The organism is Gluconobacter oxydans (assembly GCF_006539685.1).
Taxonomy (GTDB): Bacteria; Pseudomonadota; Alphaproteobacteria; order Acetobacterales; family Acetobacteraceae; genus Gluconobacter; species Gluconobacter oxydans.
Genome location: NZ_BJNM01000006.1, coordinates 21,983 through 42,235, shown reverse-complemented (window position 1 = coordinate 42,235; position 20,253 = coordinate 21,983). Strand labels below are relative to the sequence as shown.

16 protein-coding genes are annotated in these 20,253 nt (G+C 60.8%); 11 read left to right on the top strand and 5 right to left on the bottom strand.

Annotation, left to right across the window (positions count from 1 at the left end; translation table 11 throughout):
- Positions 1-73: 73 nt before the first annotated feature.
- The gene (locus tag GOX01_RS04070) at positions 74-1,597 is read right to left on the bottom strand and encodes a TSCPD domain-containing protein (protein WP_024717172.1); all 1,524 of its coding nucleotides are present in this window, start codon (positions 1,595-1,597) and stop codon (positions 74-76) included.
- Positions 1,598-1,795: 198 nt separating this feature from the next.
- Here GOX01_RS04070 and mlaD point away from each other — a divergent pair, with 198 nt between their 5' ends.
- From mlaD to GOX01_RS04040, 6 genes are read left to right on the top strand one after another with little or no spacing between them, the layout of a single operon-like run.
- A complete protein-coding gene (gene mlaD / locus GOX01_RS04065) occupies positions 1,796-2,320 on the top strand; it encodes an outer membrane lipid asymmetry maintenance protein MlaD (RefSeq protein WP_011252675.1) in 525 nt (174 codons plus the stop codon).
- Between the two features lie 3 nt (positions 2,321-2,323).
- The gene (locus GOX01_RS04060) at positions 2,324-2,566 is read left to right on the top strand and encodes a hypothetical protein (RefSeq protein WP_011252676.1); all 243 of its coding nucleotides are present in this window, start codon (positions 2,324-2,326) and stop codon (positions 2,564-2,566) included.
- Positions 2,563-3,252, top strand: coding sequence for a DUF2155 domain-containing protein (locus GOX01_RS04055; RefSeq protein ID WP_011252677.1), 690 nt, complete (start codon positions 2,563-2,565; stop codon positions 3,250-3,252). The genes GOX01_RS04060 and GOX01_RS04055 overlap by 4 nt, the downstream gene beginning before the upstream one ends.
- Before the next feature lie 48 nt (positions 3,253-3,300).
- Complete coding sequence (gene otsB / locus GOX01_RS04050; protein WP_062269518.1) at positions 3,301-4,023, top strand: trehalose-phosphatase; 723 nt, start codon at positions 3,301-3,303, stop codon at positions 4,021-4,023.
- On the top strand, positions 4,011-5,354 hold the full coding sequence (locus GOX01_RS04045) for an alpha,alpha-trehalose-phosphate synthase (UDP-forming) (protein ID WP_131973798.1): 1,344 nt from the start codon (positions 4,011-4,013) through the stop codon (positions 5,352-5,354). Before otsB ends, GOX01_RS04045 begins: the two co-directional genes overlap by 13 nt.
- Entirely contained in the window at positions 5,345-5,860 is a 516-nt protein-coding gene (locus GOX01_RS04040) for a disulfide bond formation protein B (protein WP_011252680.1), read from the top strand. The genes GOX01_RS04045 and GOX01_RS04040 overlap by 10 nt, the downstream gene beginning before the upstream one ends.
- Positions 5,861-5,869: 9 nt before the next feature.
- Here the strand turns inward: GOX01_RS04040 and GOX01_RS04035 are convergent, their stop codons facing one another.
- The gene (locus GOX01_RS04035) at positions 5,870-6,046 is read right to left on the bottom strand and encodes a DUF1328 domain-containing protein (RefSeq protein WP_024717175.1); all 177 of its coding nucleotides are present in this window, start codon (positions 6,044-6,046) and stop codon (positions 5,870-5,872) included.
- Positions 6,047-6,238: 192 nt separating this feature from the next.
- Between GOX01_RS04035 and GOX01_RS04030 the strand changes: the two genes are divergently transcribed.
- Both GOX01_RS04030 and GOX01_RS04025 read left to right on the top strand, forming a co-directional pair.
- Positions 6,239-8,275, top strand: coding sequence for an NAD(+) synthase (locus tag GOX01_RS04030; RefSeq protein WP_062269305.1), 2,037 nt, complete (start codon positions 6,239-6,241; stop codon positions 8,273-8,275).
- A gap of 92 nt (positions 8,276-8,367) precedes the next feature.
- Entirely contained in the window at positions 8,368-9,759 is a 1,392-nt protein-coding gene (locus GOX01_RS04025; RefSeq protein WP_011252682.1) for an NAD-dependent succinate-semialdehyde dehydrogenase, read from the top strand.
- A gap of 116 nt (positions 9,760-9,875) precedes the next feature.
- Here the strand turns inward: GOX01_RS04025 and GOX01_RS04020 are convergent, their stop codons facing one another.
- Positions 9,876-12,671: a glycosyltransferase gene (locus GOX01_RS04020; RefSeq protein WP_228119173.1), complete on the bottom strand. Its 2,796-nt coding sequence runs from the start codon at positions 12,669-12,671 to the stop codon at positions 9,876-9,878.
- Between the two features lie 511 nt (positions 12,672-13,182).
- On the opposite strand from GOX01_RS04020, the gene GOX01_RS04015 reads away from it, so the two are divergent.
- Together GOX01_RS04015 and GOX01_RS04010 are read left to right on the top strand one after the other, a co-directional pair.
- Positions 13,183-14,562, top strand: coding sequence for a beta strand repeat-containing protein (locus GOX01_RS04015; RefSeq protein WP_011252684.1), 1,380 nt, complete (start codon positions 13,183-13,185; stop codon positions 14,560-14,562).
- A gap of 115 nt (positions 14,563-14,677) precedes the next feature.
- The gene (locus GOX01_RS04010; protein ID WP_062269309.1) at positions 14,678-17,383 is read left to right on the top strand and encodes a glycosyltransferase; all 2,706 of its coding nucleotides are present in this window, start codon (positions 14,678-14,680) and stop codon (positions 17,381-17,383) included.
- Here the strand turns inward: GOX01_RS04010 and GOX01_RS04005 are convergent.
- On the bottom strand, positions 17,358-18,248 hold the full coding sequence (locus tag GOX01_RS04005) for a rhamnan synthesis F family protein (protein ID WP_011252686.1): 891 nt from the start codon (positions 18,246-18,248) through the stop codon (positions 17,358-17,360). The genes GOX01_RS04010 and GOX01_RS04005 overlap by 26 nt on opposite strands.
- Positions 18,249-18,427: 179 nt before the next feature.
- On the opposite strand from GOX01_RS04005, the gene GOX01_RS04000 reads away from it, so the two are divergent.
- Complete coding sequence (locus GOX01_RS04000; RefSeq protein WP_011252687.1) at positions 18,428-18,697, top strand: HU family DNA-binding protein; 270 nt, start codon at positions 18,428-18,430, stop codon at positions 18,695-18,697.
- Between the two features lie 77 nt (positions 18,698-18,774).
- Here GOX01_RS04000 and GOX01_RS03995 read toward each other — a convergent pair whose 3' ends face one another.
- On the bottom strand, positions 18,775-20,226 hold the full coding sequence (locus GOX01_RS03995; RefSeq protein ID WP_131973799.1) for a glycosyltransferase family 2 protein: 1,452 nt from the start codon (positions 20,224-20,226) through the stop codon (positions 18,775-18,777).
- Between the last annotated feature and the right edge of the window lie 27 nt (positions 20,227-20,253).

Below are 20,253 nucleotides of genomic sequence, written 5' to 3'. Positions count from 1 at the left end.
GCGCTAGCTACCGGCGAGTCCGTTGACTGTCAATGTATTCTGCTCGCCGGAGCCATCGAAACCCGTTTTCGCCCTAGCTGACCAGTTTCAGGCGGCGCCCGCGGTCCTTCCATTCCGGGCTTTCGCCGGAGCCGCGTCCGAAGGGCAGCATGGGGGCTGGATCTTCCGAACTGGGTTCGACGCGGGGGGCGTCCGGCATGTGCTCGCCCAGATAGGCTTCCGACAGCGTGCGGAAGGCGTAATCGAGCATGGAGGTCGCGTAAGCCGTGGACGGATCACCCTCAACAGTGCCTGCGGGGCCGAAGCGCGTATAGGCGAATCGCTCCACAAAGGCCTCCAGCGGAGCGCCATATTGCAAGCCGATGCTGACGGCGTGGCCGAGGCAGTCCATCAGGCCGCGGGCCATTGGGCTCTCGCGGGGCGGGGTGAGGCTGATCTCGCCGAGCGTGCCGTCCTCGAACTCGCTGGTGCGCATGAAAAGACTGTGACCGCCCACGGCTGCGCGCTGGGTGAACCCGGTCTGGCGCATGGGGAGCGGGCGGCGCACGCCACGGGCCAGCTTGGCCTGAAGGTCGGCCAGATCGGGTTCCGGCACCGCCGGCAGGAAGTCCACGACGTTCTTCACGGCGGCGTGCATGGCAGCCTGAGCCTGCGGACGAACGGGCGGCAGCGGGGTCTCGCCAGCCAGTGCAAGCGCCAGTGCGGATTCGGGCGTCAGGCCACGGCAGGCCAGCCGGGCCAACGTGGACGCACGCAGATGTCCATCTTCGCGCAGAGGCGAGAAGGCCGGGGCGAGGCCGCAGGTTTCGACGCCCAGCAGGCCTTCGGTCGGGGCCGGGGAAGAAAATCCGGTTTCAATCGGGCAGAAATGCCGTCCCTCTTCGGTAGCGCAGACCGAGGATGCGATGGTTCGCAGTCCCGGCAGCGGCGATTCCGGAATGGAAGGCGGGGACAGTTTCGTTCCGGCGCGGGCTACGGTGGTGGCGAGCGCGGCCATGGCACAGGCTGCGTTGCGGGCGTCGTCACTGTCATAGTCCAGACCAAGAGCTGCCAGGCAGGCATCGAGATCGCTCAGGAGAATGAGGCCTGCGGCTTCGTCTTCAGGCTGGGCGGGCAGATCGAACAGGGGCAGCTCACCTGTGCGTTCGATCCGGGTCACGGCGTGAAGGCGTCGCAGGGCGTCGCAGGCCAGACGGAGGCAGGCGACGAAATGCTCGGCGGCGAATCCGGTCTCCTGCACGAAGCTGGACAGGCGGATGGTGAAGCCGGGCGTCTGGTCGGGCTGGCACTGCCACAGCGCGGTATTGGGCGCCATCTGCTGCATCAGCAGAAGATAGGACAGGCTCCGGCCCGGCGACGGCGTGTTGGCCGGGGTGCCGGGGAGGGGCGGGCACGCATCGATCGTGTCCACCCAGCGGGCTGCCTCCGCGGCAAGTCTGACCGGCCCGCCGTTCAGGGTGATCTGGGCGAGGGCCTGCGCGGCCTCGTCATCCCAGGCGGCAGGAAGGGTGACGGAGCGCAGGGCGCTGTCGTCGGGGTCGGTCATGACCTGAAGCGTCCTCATGCGAACGCCGGTCCAGTGAAGGCGAGCTGTCATGCTGCGAATCTACGCCCTGCGCCCGTGGGCCCGTAAGCCGGAAAAGGGTCTCCGGAAGGCTGCTAATGGGCGGGAACATGGGGATATGGGGGATAACATTTTCCCAGGGCCTGCCGAGGGACGATTTCTGCGGGAGGATTGGACGCGCGAAGCGGAGTCGGGTAGTGCTGGAAGGATGATTTTCACGAGGGTATCGTCATGAGCGCTGTCACGGTCCGTCATGACCGGCTGGAGCTTCTGGCCGGGTTCGCTGTCCTTGCCTGCCTTGCGGGTCTTCTGGTCGCGGCAATGGTCGGGCACCATCAGAGCGATGACGGGGGCTACCCTGTCCATGCGTCCTTCAGCCAGATCGACGGCCTGACGGTCGGTTCCGATGTGCGGCTTGCGGGCATTACCGTGGGGCATGTGACCGGCGCTGTGGTCGATCCCAAGAGCTTTCAGGCCCAGGTGACGTTTACGCTCGCGCCCGATGTGAAGCTGCCGACGGATTCTGCTGCGATCGTGACGTCTGACAGTCTGCTGGGCGGGAAGTACATCGCGCTGTCGCCGGGTGGAGCGGATTCGGTGGTGAAGCCGGGTGGTGTCATGACCGAGACGCAGGGCTCCATCAGTCTGGAACAGCTTCTGAGCAAGTTCATTTTCTCCGTGACGGATTCGCTGCAGAAGAGCCAGAAGGCTGCTGCGGGAAAGCCGGCGGCGGGCAGTCTGGCAGATGAGCCCTGAGCCATGACGGATGCGCAGAAAAATGCGTTTCTGTGGGTCGACCACGAGGGCAATCCCGTGTCCTGTGTGGAGAAGGTCCAGATCCTGCGGGAAAACGATGCCGAGCTGCGTCAGGCCCTTCAGGATGCATTTGATGACGGGGTTCTGATGGGGGTTGCGCCTCAGGCGATGCTGCAGACGTTTCAGGCCATGCTGTCCGATCTGAAGAGCCCGCTCCAGGGTGGGGCTCAGGAGAAAGAGTCATGATGAAACTCTGGTCGGACCGGGTTCTGCTGTGCGGGACTGCCGGAATGATTCTGCTGGCCGGGATTTCTGGCGCGCGGGCCGCGACAGGTGTGGCGCCGCCGGCGATGTATCCGGCTGCAACCTGGCAGGGACAGTCACAGGCCGTGGTGCGTGTGCTGGACAGGCTCGACGCCCATCTGGAGCTTCTCACGATTCCCGTGGGCGGGAGCGCGACCTATCACGGTCTTTCCGTGGGTGTTGAAGCCTGTGTCAGCCGGCCGCAGACGCTGGCAGCGGATGCCGGAGCCCTGCTGCATCTGAAGGACAGCAGCGATCCGCAGCGGCCGCCGTTCGATGGCTGGATGCTGGCGCAGGAGCCTTCTGTCGCAACTTATGGCAGCCCTTTGTACGATGTGCGCGTTGTCTCCTGTGCGGGAGCGCCGACGGCGCCTCAGGCGGGGCCTCTGCCTGTGGTGAAGGCACCCGTGCTCGCCAGTGCGGAGGTTCCGGTGGAAGAGGGCGGCGATGCTCCGGCATCCCAGCCCGGTTCTGCCTCAGGTGGTCCTGTACCGCTTGCTCCGGACAGTCATAATCCCATTCCGCTCGCGCCTCCCAGTGGTGCGGCGCCGTCCCTTGCTCCGGCCATGCCTGCGCAGCCTTCGGGACAGCCCCTGTCACCTCCCGAGGCTGATCCCGGCCTCGAATAAGGTGGGATGGGGCGGAATGACCCAGAAACAGGAAGAAATGACAGCTTCATGATTCAGGTTCCCTTTCCCCCGTCCCGGGCAGCCCTGCTGCTTGATTTCGATGGAACGCTTGTCGATATCGCGCCTACTCCGGAAAGTGTCCGGGTGCCGGAAGGGCTCGCGGCGGATCTGCTGCGTCTTCGGGATATGCTCGATGGCGCGCTTGCGATCATTACCGGCCGGCCCATTGCACAGATCGATCATTTTCTGCCGGATATCCCCCATGCCGTGGCCGGCGAGCACGGCGTGATGATGCGTCACGCGCCCGGCCAGGCATTACGGGAGCGGAAACTGCCCGTTGTGCCCGGGGAATGGGTGCAGGCTGTTGAAAAGGCTGCGGCAGATCATCCCGGCGCCAGTGTTGAACACAAAAAAGCTGGAATGGTGCTGCATTACCGTCGTGCGCCCGAAGCGGAATCCGCTTTTCGGGAGCTGGCGTCGGCCTGGCCGGTGGAAAACCGGGGGTTTCACCTTCAGGATGCCCAGATGGCCATCGAACTCCGGCCACTGGGGATCGACAAGGGCAAGGCGCTGCGGGAACTGATGGCGGAGCCGCCTTTTGCCGGGCGGCTTCCGGTTTTTGCCGGTGATGACGTCACGGACCGCGACGGGGTGAGGGCTGCGCGCCAGATGGGGGGCGCAGGCTGGCTCATTCCCGATGATTTTCCAGATGCGGCCACGTTCCGGCGCTGGCTGCATGATCTGTCGGAGGGACACGGATGGGGCGCCTGATCATTGTTTCCAACCGGACGCCTGCCCCTGGGGAGCGTACGCAGCCTGCCGGGGGCCTGACGGTTGGTCTGTGTGATGCAGTACAGACGCAGGAGACCCTGTGGTTCGGGTGGTCGGGCCATCAGCATGCGGATGCGGCCGACCGGCCGGTCCAGAGCGAGCAGGTGGGGAACGTCAATTACGTGACGTTCGACCTGACCCAGAGGCAGTATGACCGGTTCTATCTGAACTTTTCCAACGGCGTCCTATGGCCCCTGTGTCATTACCGGACCAACCTGATCCGCTACACCCGTGAGGACTGCGACGCCTATTATGAGGCGAACGAGGTCTTCGCGGATCGTCTGGTCGGGCTTCTGGAGCCGGATGATACGGTCTGGATCCATGACTATCACCTGTTTCCGCTGGGCAAGATGCTGCGGGACCGGGGGGTTACGGGGCGGATTGGGTTCTTCCTGCATATTCCGTTTCCGCCCTGGAGCGTGGCGCGTCTGCTGCCCAGGCTCGACATGCTGCTGAGCGGCCTGGTGGCCTGTGACCTGATCGGCGTGCAGACGCCTGAGGACGCGACCAATCTCAAGGGATGTTTCGAGGTCTATGGCCTGAAGGCGGCGGTCGAGGCCGTGCCGATCGGGATCGATCCCGTCAGCTTTCGTCAGCAGGCGATCGAAAGCGCTTCCTCCGACGAGGTGGTGAAGATCATGGATACGCTGGAGGGGACGCGCCTGATCATGGGGGTGGACCGGCTGGATTATTCCAAGGGTCTGCCCGAGCGGATGAAGGGGTTCGAGGCTCTGCTGAAGAACTATCCCGAGCATCGCGGGCAGGTGACGTTCCTTCAGGTTACTCCGGTGTCACGGGGGGGCGTGGAGAGCTATCGTCTGCTCAAGGAAGAGCTGGACGGGCTGGTCGGGACGATCAACGGCGCCTATGGCACGCCGGACTGGGTGCCGATCCGCTACACGACCTGGCCGATCGGGCGGCATATTCTTGCCGGGCTTTACCGGATGGCAGATGTGGGGTTTGTCACGCCGCTGCGGGATGGCATGAACCTCGTGGCCAAGGAGTTCATCGCGGCGCAGGACGAGGACGATCCCGGCGTGCTGGTGCTGTCGCGGTTTGCGGGGGCGGCTCCGGAAATGCCCGAGGCGCTTCTGATCAATCCGCTGGATGCGGAAGGGATGGCCGATGCGCTTCATATCGGCCTGACCATGGACGTGCACGCCCGTCATGCGGCATGGTCCGCGATGTATGACGAGGTTTCCCGCAATACGGCGGGGAGCTGGTCCAAGCAGTTTCTTGATAGCCTGGAGGCGATCCGTCCGTGCCACTGAACAGAACATACCGCCCCGTTTCAACGTCTGCGCTGGGTGGTCTGTATGTTCTGGCGGGGCTGGTGGCGCTCGGGGTTGTCTGGTTTGCCGAGCACTGGCTGAAGCTTGCGCCCTGCGAGCTGTGCCTGTGGGAGCGGCGTCCGTGGTGGGTGCTGATCGGGCTTGGGATTGTCACGATCGTGCTGCCGAAGCGCTATGCCCGGTACGGGATTTTCTTCGGGCTTCTGTGCCTGATGACCAGTATCGGGCTGGCGGTTCTGCATGCGGGCGTGGAGCACAAGTTCTGGCCCAGCCCGGCACCCGAATGCAGGGCGCCGGTCTTTCACGGGGGCAACTTCAAGGACTGGATGTCGGCGATGCCCGCACGGCCGAACAAGCCGTGTGATTCGCCGGATTACCTGTTCGGTCTGCCCGTCTCCATGACGGAACTGGGCGGTCTGTATGCGGTTGTGGTGTTCGTGGTGGCTCTGGTCGGGAGCTTCCGCATGGGCCGCTCCCGACGCTGAGGGGCGGGATCAGAGGCGCGTGCCGCGGCCGCGCCCGAAGACGAGGCTGATGATCAGCAGCACCAGGAAGATGAAGAAAAGGATCTTGCCGATATAGGCAAAATCTGCCGAAATTCCGCCAAAGCCCAGCACCGCAGCACATAAGGCGAGGATAAGGAAGGCAATGGTCCAGCGTAGCAGGTCCATGGGACTGTCTCCTTTGTCAGTAGCGCCCTCTGAGGGAGAGGCGGGGTGTGAGAAGGCTGAACGGCGGCGGAGTGAACAGGTTCATTTTCGCAACGTCCGTTTTATTCGGGGGCTGAGTCTGGGAAGCCCCTTTTCGATATTTCCATGGGTCGGATGCCTGTGTTTGGACATCCTGCCTGCCGGAGGACCATCATGACCCTGTTCCGCTCCCTGTATCATCAGGGGTTCGCCCGGATTGCCGCCTGCACGCTGCCGGTGACGCTTGCCGATCCGCTGAAGAATGGCGAGCGGGTTCTGGGGGTTCTGCACGACTGTGACCGGCAGGGTGTGGCGGCGGTGGTGTTTCCGGAGCTGGGGCTGACGGGCTACACGCTGGATGATCTGCGGTTTCAGGACGTGGTGCTCGAGGGGGCGGTCGAGGCGCTCCGGCAGGTGGTCGCGGGGTCTCGGGATCTGCTGTCCGTCGCAGTGGTGGGGCTGCCGCTGGTGCGGGGGGGCCTGCTCTATAACTGTGCGGCGGTGGTGCATCGCGGGCGGGTGCTGGGTGTGGTGCCGAAATCGCATCTGCCGCGTTACCGGGAATTCTACGAGCCACGGCATTTTACGTCTGGGCTTCAGACGTCCGGGACGATCCGCCTGTTTGGCGAAGACGTGCCGTTCGGGGCGGATCTGCTGTTCCAGGCCGAGGATATGGGCGGGCTGACGCTGGGCGTGGAGATCTGTGAAGATCTGTGGGTCGCGTCTCCGCCGAGCGGGAAGCTGGCGGAAGCGGGGGCGACCGTCATTCTCAATCCGTCGGCGTCTCCGGTCACGATCGGGCGGACGGATGACCGGTCGCTTCTGTGCCAGGCGCAGTCCATGCGGACGCTGACAGCCTATGCCTATGCGGCGGCGGGTGAAGGGGAATCCACGACCGATCTGGCCTGGGACGGGCAGGTGTCGGTCCATGAGGCCGGGCGGCTTCTGGCGCAGTCGGACCGTTTTCCGCAGGGCGAGCGGCTGGTTGTGGCGGATGTGGATCTGGATCTGCTGCGACAGGAGCGGATGCGGACGGGCCAGTTCGGGCAGGCGGGTCAAGAGTTCCGGACGGTCGGGTTCACGCTTGCGCCGCCAACGACGGATCTGGGGCTGAAGCGGGAGGTCGTGCGGTTTCCGTTCGTGCCGTCCGATGCGCGGACGCTGGCGCGGGACTGCTACGAAGGCTGGACCATTCAGGTCAGCGCCCTGCGCCGGCGATTGCAGGCGAGCGGGGCGCAGCGAGCCGTGATCGGGGTTTCAGGCGGTCTGGACAGCACGCTGGCGCTGCTTGTGGCAGTGCGGGCGGCGGATGAGCTTGGCTGGCCGCGAACGCATGTCCTTGCCTACACGATGCCCGGTTTTGCGACAGGAACGGAGAGCCGCTCGCTGGCCCATGCGCTCATGGAGGCGCTGGGCGTTGAGGTGAACGAGCTGGATATCCGGCCCACGGCGCAGACGATGCTGGCAGGGATTGGCCATCCTTTCGCCGAGGGGCAGTCCGTTCATGACATTACGTTCGAGAACGTGCAGGCGGGTCTGCGGACGGATTTCCTGTTCAGGATCGCCAATTACCGCAATGGAATCGTGATCGGGACGGGAGATCTGTCGGAACTGGCGCTGGGCTGGTGCACCTATGGTGTGGGGGACCAGATGTCCCATTACAACGTCAATGCCGGGATGCCGAAGACGCTGATCCAGCACGTCATCCGCTGGCTGGCCCGGGATGGAAAACTGGGTGACGGTGTGGTGGGTGCGGTTCTGGAGCGGATCGTCAATGCGGAGATCACGCCGGAGCTGGTGCCCGATACCGGACAGGGCGTTCAGAGCACGGAACAGACGATCGGACCCTACCCGCTTCAGGATTTTACACTTTATCATATTCTGCGTCACGGCTTCAGACCGTCGCGGATCGCGTTCCTGGCGGAGGTGGCCTGGAGCGATGCGTCCCGCGGAACATGGCCCGAGCATTATCCACAGGACCGGAAGATTGCCTACAACCTGGGCGAGATCCGGCACTGGCTGGAAGTGTTTCTACGGCGGTTTTTCGGGACGAGCCAGTTCAAACGCTCGGCCATGCCCAATGGTCCGAAGCTGGTTTCCGGTGGCTCTCTTTCGCCGCGCGGAGACTGGCGGGCGCCGTCTGATGGCACGGCAACGGCATGGCTTGCGGAACTTTGTGATAATGTGCCTGAAACGAACACACATCCGTGAAGTTTTGGTGTGCAGGAGTGTGGGGGGTTTTGTCTGCCCGCATCCGTGCCAATATGTTGGAAACCCGTCACCACATAGGAACATGACTCGTCATGGCTTACGCTACGATCAACCCTTATACCGGTGAGACGCTCAAGACCTTCCCGGAAGCAACCGACCAGGAAGTCCAGACCGCGCTGACCGAAGCCTATGATGCGTTCAAGAGCTGGCGTCATACGCCGTTCGCCGAGCGCGCAAAGATCATGACGGCAGCGGCGAACATTCTTCGCCGTGATATCGACAAGTATTCCAAGCTTCTGACGCTCGAGATGGGCAAGATCTATGCCGAAGCCAAGGCAGAGACGATCCTGTCCGCCGAGATCTTCGAATATTATGCCAAGAACGCCGAAGAACTGCTGAAAGCCGAGAAGCTGCCGGTTGCGGATCCGAAGGAAGGCGAGGCCGTCCTGATCCACCAGCCGCAGGGCATTGTGTTCGCGATCGAGCCGTGGAACTTCCCGTTCTACCAGATCGCCCGCATCATCGCGCCGCAGCTCTCCGCCGGTAACACGGTCATTCTCAAGCACGCCTCCAACGTGCCGCAGTGTGCTGCTGCGTTCGATGACCTGATGAAGGAAGCCGGTCTGCCGAAGGGTGGATTCCGCAACCTGTATGCTGCCCGTCATCACACCGAGACGATCCTCAAGGACCCGCGCGTCTGTGGCGTGGCCCTGACGGGTTCGGAAGGTGCTGGCGCTGTTGTGGCCGGGATTGCGGCACAGGCGCTGAAGAAGTCCACGATGGAGCTCGGGGGTTCCGATGCGTTCCTCGTTCTGGACGATGCGGATCTGGAAAAGACCGCGAAGTGGGCTGCTTTCGGCCGTCACTGGAATGCCGGTCAGGTCTGCGTGTCCGCAAAGCGTCTGATCGTGGCGGATGCCGTGTATGATCGCTTCGTCGAGCTGTACAAGGCCGAAGTCGCCAAGCTGATCCCGGGTGATCCGATGGACCCGAAGACCACGCTGGCTCCGCTGTCCTCGCAGAAGGCTGCTGATGATCTGAAGGCTCAGGTCGAGGAAGCCAAGAAGCACGGTGCCGTCGTCGAGGCCATTGGTCCGTCCGTACCGGAGAAGGGTGCCTTCTTCCAGCCGCTGCTGATGACCAACCTGCACGAGAACAATGAAGCCCGTCTGTGGGAGTTCTTTGGTCCGGTGACGCAGCTTTATCGTGCCAAGGACGATGCGGATGCCATCCGTATCGCCAATGACTCGCCGTTCGGTCTGGGTGGTTCGGTCTTCACGAAGGACACCCAGCGTGGCGTGAAGGTTGCCGAGCAGATCTATACGGGCATGGTCTATATCAACCATCCGACGATGGTGAAGGCTGATCTGCCGTTCGGTGGCGTGGCCCGTTCGGGTTATGGCCGTGAGCTGATCGGTCTGGGTATCAAGGAATTCGTCAATCACAAGCTGATCGACGTTGTTGATATCGACGCGCCGTTCTGATTGATGCGTATCGGGCTTCTTCGTGAAGCCCGGTTCGATCTTTCAGATCATGAAAAAACCCGCTTCCGGATCTGTCCGGGAGCGGGTTTTTTCTTGGCCGGTCTGGGAAAAGGTGTTCAGCTTTCCCGGGGTTTGGCCCATTCGGCGCTAAGGCGGATCCAGGGGTGCCGCGCCTGAACGAATGCCACGACGCGGGCCTTGTGGGCCTCCTTTTCGGTCGAGGCGTTCGTCATGGATGTCTCATGCTGGCGGTAGTCGGCCAGGATCTGCGGGACGTGATGGCCGGGAAGGCCGCGTTCCGCCAGTGAGCACCACAGATCGAAGTCCTCCCAGCCCATTGCTTCACGTGAAACATAGTACCCCCCCACCGCAGCCCAGGCCCATTTGGTGACCATGGCCATGGCGTCGATCCTGTTTCCGGAGACGAGGGAAAGCGGATTGAACGGCAGGTCTCCCAGAAGCTCTGGCGTACCTGGCTGGTGATGGGTGTCCGCCCTCATATCCATCAGCACAGGGCCGTGCTCGTTGAAGCAGGCGATGAGCGGATAGGCGTAGGCTGTGCTGTCACTCATGGAGCCCAGAAGCGTTTCGCAGGCTTCGGGGCGCAGGATGTTGTCGGCATCCAGTTGCATGACATGCACGGTCTCGGCCGCGTCCATTCCGATGTTGCGCGCGCCTCCCAGACCCGCATTGGCGATGGACTGGCGCAGAATCAGGCGGTTGAAGCGGTCGCAGTGCCGCTCCATCCAGGTGCGGGCCAGAGCGACCGAGCCATCCGATGACCCGTCATCCACGACGATCAGATCCAGGACGGGAAGGGTCTGCGCCGCCACGGATTCCAGCGCGTCCAGAAGATGTGTTTCGTAGTTATAGGACGTGATGACGACAGTAACGGGAGCTTCTCCCAGCGCATCGTGATGGAAAAGGGTGCGGCTGGGCGGGATGACGGGCACGGGGGGCGGAGTGAGACGGTCTCTGGCAAGGCGCGTTTCCCCGGCAAGGGCTGCAGCTTCGTCACCGCACATGGACGTCAGGACGAGCTTCATGCGCCGGGCCTGCGCCTGTGGGCCGAAGGGCCACAGGACGGAATGATAGGCGTCCCGTGCCATGCGAACGCGTCGTTCCGGATTATCGATCAGTTCGATCAGGGCGTCGTACCAGTCTGTCGGGCTGTCGGCCAGAAAGCCGGTTTCGCCATGGCGGATAACGCGCTGGAACGGCCCGGTAGGGGAAGCGATCGTTGCCGCGCCCGACAATGCAGCTTCGAAGAACTTGATCTCGCTTTTGGCTTCACAGAAGACGTTTCCCGTCTCCAGAGGTGCGATGGAGATGTCGAACCGCGCGAACTCGTCCTGCAGCTCCTCAAGGGGGACCATGTCGCGCCACTCGATCTGGTCCTGCACTGGGATCAGGCTGGGAAATTCTTCCATCAGCAGGACCGGGCGATGCGTGACGGGTTCGCGGAACAGGACAAGGCGCGCTTCAGGACGCTGGCGCAGGACTTCCGCGATGGTAGGGCAGACGGGGGCGAAGTCCCGCTGATGGGTCCGGGAGCCTGTGGCGTAACCGATGCGAACCAGATCGTCGCCGGCGCTGACGCGGCCTGGCTCTCCACGCATGCGCAGCTCCAGGCGCGCCCGTTTTAGGGTGGACATGTCATAGATGTTCGGAAGCAGGTGAACGACGGGGCGCAGGCTGTGCATGGCAAAGACCAGCTCGGCCGTGGTCGTCGATCCCTGATCGCAGCGCAGGAAGGTGCGGCGCATTTCCGAGAAGCTGCGCTCGATCCGCTCTTCCGTGGCGCCAATCGAACGGATGCCGTCAATCATGTCCACGCGGGCATAATGGGGAACGAAGACAATATCGTCCGCATCGAAGACGGTAATGACGTTTTCCGCTTCGGCCAGATCGAAGATTGTACTGACATGGCCACTGTATTCGACCCGCCAGAACACCATGACATCCGCCCAGTGGATATCGTCATATCCGACCGCAGCACAGGGCTGGACCCTGGCTTCAAAGCCGGCATCCCGGACCGCCGCGGCATTGCGGTAGCAGCGGTACAGAACGCCAGGCGTGTCGGGCTCTCCCGCAACGAACAGCACACGGCGTACGGAGAAAGGTGCGGGAACGGATGTCGGTTCTGGTTCCGGCTCGGGAGCCGGGACTGGAATGGTCTCCGGGCTGCTCTCATCCGTGTTGGGTTCTTCCTGAACCGGGAGGGCGGGTTGAGAAGGATGGGAGCGGAGCATGCGTTTGAGGCGTCGGGCCGCCCGGAACCAGAGCGGAGGTGTCGGAAGCGGGTCAGGAACCGGGTCTTCAGGGGGAAGAGAGATGATCGGCGGCGGAGCGGGTGGCTCTGTCTGTTCGGGCAGCGGGGGCTCGGGCGGCAATGGCGCATTTCTGGCGGAAAGCATCCGCAGAGAGACCCGGAGTTCCTGGATGGTCTGCGTTTTCTCAAGCGATGCCTGCTGTATCGCCTGCGTCCGGGACATCAGAAGGCGGGTTTTCCGACTGTCATCGAGAAGCAGTCGGATATTGCGTCGGAGGCCGAGGCTTTCCGCAGTTTCGGACATCAGGACACGCAGAAAGGGTGAATCGCCTGCATTCGTCAGGGCGCTTTCCGGGGTCAGGGTAACGGAGCCTGCGGGGTGATCCGGCCCGAACTGGAGAACAGGTAATGAAGAAGAGTTCTGGGGTGCCTCTTCCGTAATCTGGCACAGCAGGGGAAGAGCGGTCCCATCGTTCCGGGATGCCTGGGAGACGATCCGGATGTCCCTGTCCGGCAGGTGTGTTTCCAGCGTTGCACGAAGAGCGTGACGAATCTGGGCATGGACGCGGGGTGAACATTCAATCCGGGCAGCGGAAAGGCCTTTTTCCCCGGTCAGGACCATTGTCAGCCAGACAGTCAAGAAAACGTGATCCTGCAGATCGGGAGGAGTATCGGCCTCTGACCTTCCCGATGCCAGCAGGAGTGCCAGACATACCAGGTGATGGTCCGCCCCCGGAAGGGGCAGTGAAGGGGGGATGGGGAAATTCACGAGTGGGCCTGTCGGGATCTAAGTGTCTGTGAAGGATAGATTGTTTCAGAAAAGGCGCAGGCGGGTCGGGGCTGGCTTGACGCAGTAGTGGTAATATTTATTTCTTGTGAAATTAACATTAACGGAACTTTTTTGATATAAAAGGATTTGACTGAAGAGCTGGATCCCCCGCTCTTTCCCGTTTCCATATAATGAAAACGGAAAATTCTTTGTCGGCATGGCTGTTCGAATCTCCAAATGATGGATCTTGATTCCTTGTATCGTGTCCGAAGTGGATTGCTTTTGATAATCTGGCTCTGATATATGCAAGACTCGTCGCTCGATCATTTGAGTGGTCCGAGGGCCGCCGGTGCGAGGCAACCTTTTTTAGGAGTGCATGGTAATGGCTAACATTACTACAGTAGTTGGCGCCTCCGGCCAGACCTTTGCGGTCACGGTCAGTGGTGGGCAGACCCAGCTGCTGGCGCAGCAGTATCAGACTGCTGTTTCCACCCTCCACGCGAGTGGTGGGCTTGATTCTTACGATCTGATTCCGGGCTGGAATGCCGCTGCTGTTTCCAACACGGGCCATGGCCTGATCAGCCAGGGTGGTGACTACACCGTCTCGGGCGCTGCTACGCAGTACATTTCTGTTGGCAGCTACTCCACGACGGGCGAAGACACCCTGAACTCTGCTGTCAGCCTGGATCTCTCCGGCAGCACGGCCAAGAGCGTCAGCGTTCTTGCCGGTGACTTCGCCGGTGTGTCCGTGACGGCCGGTAACCAGGATGGCACGTTCATTGGCGGCGTTGGCAACAACACGTTCAATGGCGCCAATTCCACCGGGAACTGGACCATCGCCACGGGTGACGGCAACGACACCGTGACGGGCACCAATGGTAACGACACCATCAGCACGGGTGAAGGCAACAACCTCATCAAGCTGGGAACCGGCACGAACGTTGTCCGTTCCGAAGGTCAGGACACCATCGACGGCACGACCGGTACCGATACGGTCACGCTGCTCGGCGGCAGCTCCGTGGTCACGCTGGGCGCCAACGCAACGGTTTACGACACGACGTCGCACAACACCGTTTCGGGTGGCAACAACAGCTTCATCACGGGCGGCAGCTCCAGCACCTACTTCTCGACCGGCAACCTCAGCACGGTCTCGGGTGGTCTGAACGACACGATCTCGGCTTCCGCCGATATCTGGCAGATCCGTGGTACGGCCAACTCGATCACTGCTTCGGGAGCCCTGACGTTCCTGAACGGTACGGGTGCAACGACCGTTTCCGCCGGTACGTCCACGCTGTTCGGTGCTTCGGGTCTTGACCTGATGCTGGTCGGTGGCTCTGCAAGCTCCGCCAACCTGTTCGTTGGTGGCGATGGCAGCGAGACCGTTTCGGCTGCTTCTTCCAACGGCACGCTGCATGCTTTCGCAGGCACGGGCGACGAGACCATCATCGGTGGTTCCGCTGCTGATACGCTGGTTGGCGGTTCGGGCGCGGCTACCCTTACGGGTGGTTCGGGCGCGGCAAACCTGTTCGCTCTGAACAAGGGTTCTGCTGGCGGTGACTACACGATCACCGACTTCGGCAGCGCAGCCGGTAACCTGATGGCTCTGTACCAGTACGGCCTTCAGAACAACGACGGTCTGGCAAGTGTTCTGTCGAACGCTACGGTTGCTGGTGGTAACACCACGATCGAACTGTCCGACAACTCCAAGATCACGTTCGTTGGTATCACCGACCTGAACGCTTCTAACTTCACCCTGAGCTAATGACGGTATCTGTCCTCTGACAGACTGGCATTGTTCAGGAAGGCCGGATCCGGAAGGGTCCGGCCTTTCGTGTTTCTGAAGACCTTTTTACCTCCTCTTGTGAAAGCCTGACAGAATGCGGGACGACCCGCGCGAAACCCTGACTGAAAGCTATCGCAGTGCGGCCCGCCTGAATGGTTTGAGAGCCGAACAGCTGCAGAAGGAAAATCAGAAGCTTCGGCGGCAGCTGTTCCTGATTCAGGCGTCCCTGTCCTGGCGTGTGACGCTTCCCCTGCGGGCTGTGCGGGCTCTGACGTTTGGCAGGCTACTGTCCGGCCGCCCCGTGAGCGAACTTCCGGAGCGGTTTCTGCGTCTGTGGGGACGGGAAGGGCTGTCGGGGATCAGGAAAACCGTTATCCACCGTGTCCGCCGCCTGAAGCGGATGCATGGTGACCGGCAGATGGTTTCGACGCCATCCACCGCTGATACTGGAGTGCTTCATCCTTACAAAGCTACGCCCGAGTGTGGAACCGCGAGACTGAAGCCTCAGGTTCTCATCATTGCGGAACTTAGCCTGAGGCAGTGTGCCAAGTATCGTGTCTGGCAGAAGCGGGATTTCCTGAAGATGCTGGGCTGGTCAGTTCAGGTCGTGGACTGGCGGGATCTTGCTGAAGCCCGGTCTGCCCTTCAGCTTTGCACGCATGTCATTTTCTATCGGGTTCCGGGCTTCGAGGATGTCATGAAGCTGGTGCAGGAAGCGCATCGACTGGGGCTGGCTCCGTGCTGGGAAGTGGATGATCTCATCTTCGATGAAGGGGAGTATCGGCAGAACGGGAATATCGACACGCTTCCTGTGGCTGAACGTGACCTTCTGCTCTCCGGAGTGGCGTTGTTTCGCCGGTGTATGTTGGCCTGTGGTCAGGGCATTGCCTCGACGGCGGCTCTTGCGGGCGCCATGCGAGAGGCGGGGCTGACGGATGTCGCTGTTCTGGAAAATGCCCTGGATGCACAGACGCTTGGAATTGCAAAGGCTCTTCCTGCTCCTGTGCCATCAGACCGGATCTGGGTGTCGTATGGGTCGGGCACCAATACTCATGATGCCGATTTCAGGCAGGCCGAGGCGGGGCTGCTGGCAGCGATGGATGAGGAGCCCCGGCTTTGCCTGAGGGTTATCGGGCAGTTGCAGCTGTCTTCGGCATTCAGCCGGTTCGGGGACCGGGTCGAGCGTCTCACGGAGCTGACCTATCCGGAATATCTGAAGGCCCTGTCCCAGACGGATATCGCGATCGCTCCGCTGGAAAAGACGCTGTTCAACGACTGTAAAAGCAACATCAAGTTTCTTGAGGCGGCCATTGTCCGGGTCGCGGCCATCTGTTCTCCCTGTGCCGCGTTTCTGACAGTTATGCGCGACGGGAAGAACGGCCTCCTTGCCGCAGATGCTGCAGCATGGCGAAACGGCTTTCTGGCCCTGGCGCGGGATGGGGATTACCGGAAACGTCTGGCGGAAGCGGCTTATGAGGACGTAATGGCGCGGTATGCCCCTGAGGCGATGGCGCAGACACAGGCCCGGGCGTTGTTTGGTCTTCCGCCCCGTCGGGAAGCAGAAGGCCTCAGGGTCCTGATGGCGAATGTCTATTTTGCGCCACGCTCTTTTGGCGGTGCCACGATTGTGGCTGAGGAGATGGGGCGTCGCCTGGTCCGGAAAGGGGCTGAGGTCAGTGTCATGACGTCCAGACCGCCTGACGTGAATATCCCTGATGGGGACGTTCGCTACGACGTGGACGGCATGATGGTCTTTGCCTCCGTGTTGCCTGACGGTTTGGACGGGGTGGGGCATCTGGATAATCCGGCAATGGCTTCCCGGTTTGCGGATGTACTTGAAGCCTGTCAGCCGGATGTCGTGCATGTTCATGCCGCGCAGGGACTGGGAACGGGGATCCTGCGGATCTGTCAGGAGAGGGGAATTCCTTACGTCCTCACGCTGCACGATGCCTGGTGGCTTTGCGAGCGGCAGTTCATGGTCAAGGGGGATGGACGGTACTGTTTCCAGACGACCATTGATCCTGCGGTCTGTCAGGCCTGCGTGCCCGGTGTGCGGCATCTTGCGGATCGGGCTGTCGTGATGCGGCAGGCGCTGGCGGGTGCGGCCCTTCTGATCAGTCCGTCGCAGGCGCATCGTGAACTCTATCTTGCGAACGGGATTGCGCCTGAACGGATCGTGGTCAATCGCAACGGTTTTTGCTGGCCGAAGCGTGCGCGCAAGCCACGGATGCCCGGAACACCGCTGCGATTTGGATTTGTTGGCGGGACGGAAGCCGTCAAGGGATATGGCCTGCTGAAAGAGGCCATGCAGTCCTTGTCTCGGAGTGACTGGGAGCTTGTCATTGTCGATAACAAGCTCAACCTCGGGTTTCAGTCGATCTTTCCGGAAGACTGGACAGTGCGTGGGAAGCTCCGGGTTGTGCCGGCCTATACACAGGCTGGGCTCGATGACTTTTATGACCAGATCGATGTTCTGCTGTTTCCGTCGCAATGGAAGGAAAGCTACGGCTTGACGGTGCGGGAAGCGCTGGCGCGGGATGTCTGGGTCGTCACGACGTCTCCGGGGGGGCAATCAGAAGACGTGGTGGACGGAGTAAACGGGACGTGGCTGCCGCTGGACGGTAAACCACAGACACTTGTCCAGGCTGTCTCCGCGCTTCTGGATGCGCCGGAACGCTTTGAGGGGTACGTCAATCCGTGCAAGGAACGGCTTGCGACATACGACATGCAGGCGGAAGAACTTTACGGCTTCCTGAAGCAGGCCGCAGGGCAGTCTAGCGGCCGAGGAGCAGGGCTATAAGGGCGTGTCGCCGGTCTTCGCTGGCCAGGGCCTGGATCAGTCTGGCCCGGAAGCCAGCGCGTTTGGAACGGTTGCGGGGCGGTGTTGCCGCAAGGTAACGGGCGATCCAGTCGGGGTTGAAGAAGGCGGGATCGGGGATTTCCTGCCGCCACAGATGGGTGGACGCGATTCCGCTCGGGTTGTCGCGCAGGAGTTCGGTCTTGATGAAGGGGGCGTGGCCGGATCGCAGAACGGCGCGCCAGTCCGTGTGCATGGGGTTGAGTGCCAGAAGACGGGCGAGGCCTCGGGGATTGCTCCAGGCGGCTCCGCAAGACAGGCCGGCCGCCTTGATGGCGAGGCCGAGGCCAAGCTCTCCGTGCAGGACGATCTCGTCCTTGCTCATGTCGCTGAAGGGCTGGTTGAAGATCCGCTGGATTGCTGGATGATCCAGGGCCTCGCGGGTCATGCACAGGAACCAGGATTGCAGATGGGGCACCACGGCTTCCGAGCGGACCATGCCCCAGATCTGAAGGTTCTGTGCCCGCATGCGCTCCACGATGGGAGTGAGCGGAAGGAGCGGGCCGAAGACGCTGTCATTGGCGAACAGGATTTCGTCTGCGTCCCTGTCGCAGCCACGGGAGAGCAGGAATTGCCAGGCCCCGAAGTCCAGCCCGGTATTGGGGCGGGCGTGGACGGTTGCCGAGACCGGAGGTGTGCCGCTTGCGAGGTCATCGTGCAGCGATTGGGCTTGTGTTTCCGACAGGCCGGAGGCGGCGATGTGGATCGTGAAGCCGCAGGACGCGATCTGGCTGAGCAGATGGCGTGTGTGAGGGGGGAGCCCCGCTTCTGTACTGTAATATGCGAACAGGCAGACAGGGGCTGACACGGACCGTCCTGTTGAAGAAAGAAACGTTAAATTCATGATATATGGTTGTTTCTAGGGCGGTTCTATAGGAAACACTATGGCATTCTGAGGCGATAGACAATCCGCCCTTCAGTTCGCATTAGCGGCATTTCTGTACCGGCAAGATGCGATCTGCACTGAGTAAATCCGGAGTTTTATTCATGAGCAAAGCTTTTCTTGCCGCAGTTCTGCAGGATTCCATGAACTGCACAGGGGTTGTTGCCCAGCGGGCGGTCAATGACATGATTGACGCCATTATTGAGGAGCTGCGCGAAGAAGGGGGCTTTACGCTGCCGTCTTTCGGGACGTTCACGGTCTGTGAAACCAAGGCAAGGCAGGCCGTCAATCCGCGGACCGGCGAGCCTGTTGAGGTGTCAGCGGGGCGGACCGTCAGGTTCAAGGCCAGTCCGGGACTGAAGCAGCTCGTCTGAGGGATCGTGAGCGCTCCGACAGGGGAACTGTCGGAGCGCCCGGTGCAACGTGCTTGTGACTGCTCCCAAAGGGGCTGTCAGATAATGGACATGATCTGGGGCCCAAGAAGCGATTTCAGATTCATCCTGTCGTTACTTTCGAGTGTGGCTGATTTCAGCAGGAATTCTTCATACGGAAAAGATCCTGCAGAATTGAGCATGTAATATATCAGGTCCGAAGCTGGTCCTTCGTTGTCTCCAACGAATGTCAGCTCAGAGACCTTTTCTCCGAAGTAAAATTTTTCCCAGTCTGAAGCCTCTTCCCGGGAGAATTCCACGTTTCCACCATGGTTTACGGGAATGCAGGTCAGGTATTTTTGGGTTTTCGGAGATTTTATGAAGATGGAATTATCCGATTCATTGGAAGCGAATTCAAATTCATAGCAGTAATTGCTTTGGGCCGAGTGGCTGATGTGGAACCGAACATTTGAGGAATACACAAAAGGATTCCGGAAAAGCCAGATTTTGTTGCTGTCGTAGGGGATGGCCGCCAGAATGCGCTCAAATCCCTCTCCCTGAAAGAGATGTCCATCAATGTTGTTCAGGGAAAGGTATTCGCCATGAATGCTTTTGAGATGGAAGACATCCACTTTTCTGTGAGGAGTCAGGCTGTTTTCCGTGTTTTCCAGAGCGTTTCCTTTCTCGAGGAAATTCTTCATCGAATACTGGAAAACTGATTTCTTGATAGTGTTGTAAACGGTATTTGCCGCATTGATGCGCGCCTGATCCTGGGGATCATAGACATCATTACGATCAAAATGAGACCAGTAGACCGTACTGTTCGACAGATCGGATCCCAGACGTCTTTTGATGCGGTCGATGAAATGCTCCATGGAGCGGCAGATATAATGATTGATTCTGGCGCCTTCCCACAGGATGTTTTTCGTGGCTCCGGGACGCCATTCTACGGGCTGGCCGGCAGCGTCCGCGTAATTCCCGTAGGACAGGTTGAACTTGTGGGGGTTTTCATACACGAAGCTGACAGCTTCCGGTCTTACGAAGCTTTTTACGAGCGTATTGTCATTAAGCTCGGGCGTCGATCTGTGGTTGAAGACCTGATAGGTCGGGACCTTGTCTTTCAGGACCCTGCTGGAACTTCCGTATATGCACCAGCTTAGGGCAATCCCCGTGTCGTCTTTACTGAATTTGTCCAGAAATCCGTTTATGTCCTGGGTGCCGTCGATGCTGACATATTCGTCACCATCCAGCATGGCGATCCACTCATAGTGATCGATGGACTTCTTGATGGCGTCAAAATAGCTGTCGCGTTGTCTGTAGTAAAAATTGCCTTCAAGCATGGAAGTCCTGCAAACCTCCACGTTGTAAATGCCTTCACAGGATTTGGCTATTTCATAGGTCCCGTCGGTCGAGTGGTCGTCATATACAAATATTTTATCGAACCCGATGGAAATATGCCATGATAGCCATGCCATGATGTCATGGGCTTCGTCTTTAACGAAAAGCACTATTGCAGATTTTTCTTTTTTCACGACGAAGACCCTGATTGATGTCGGAAG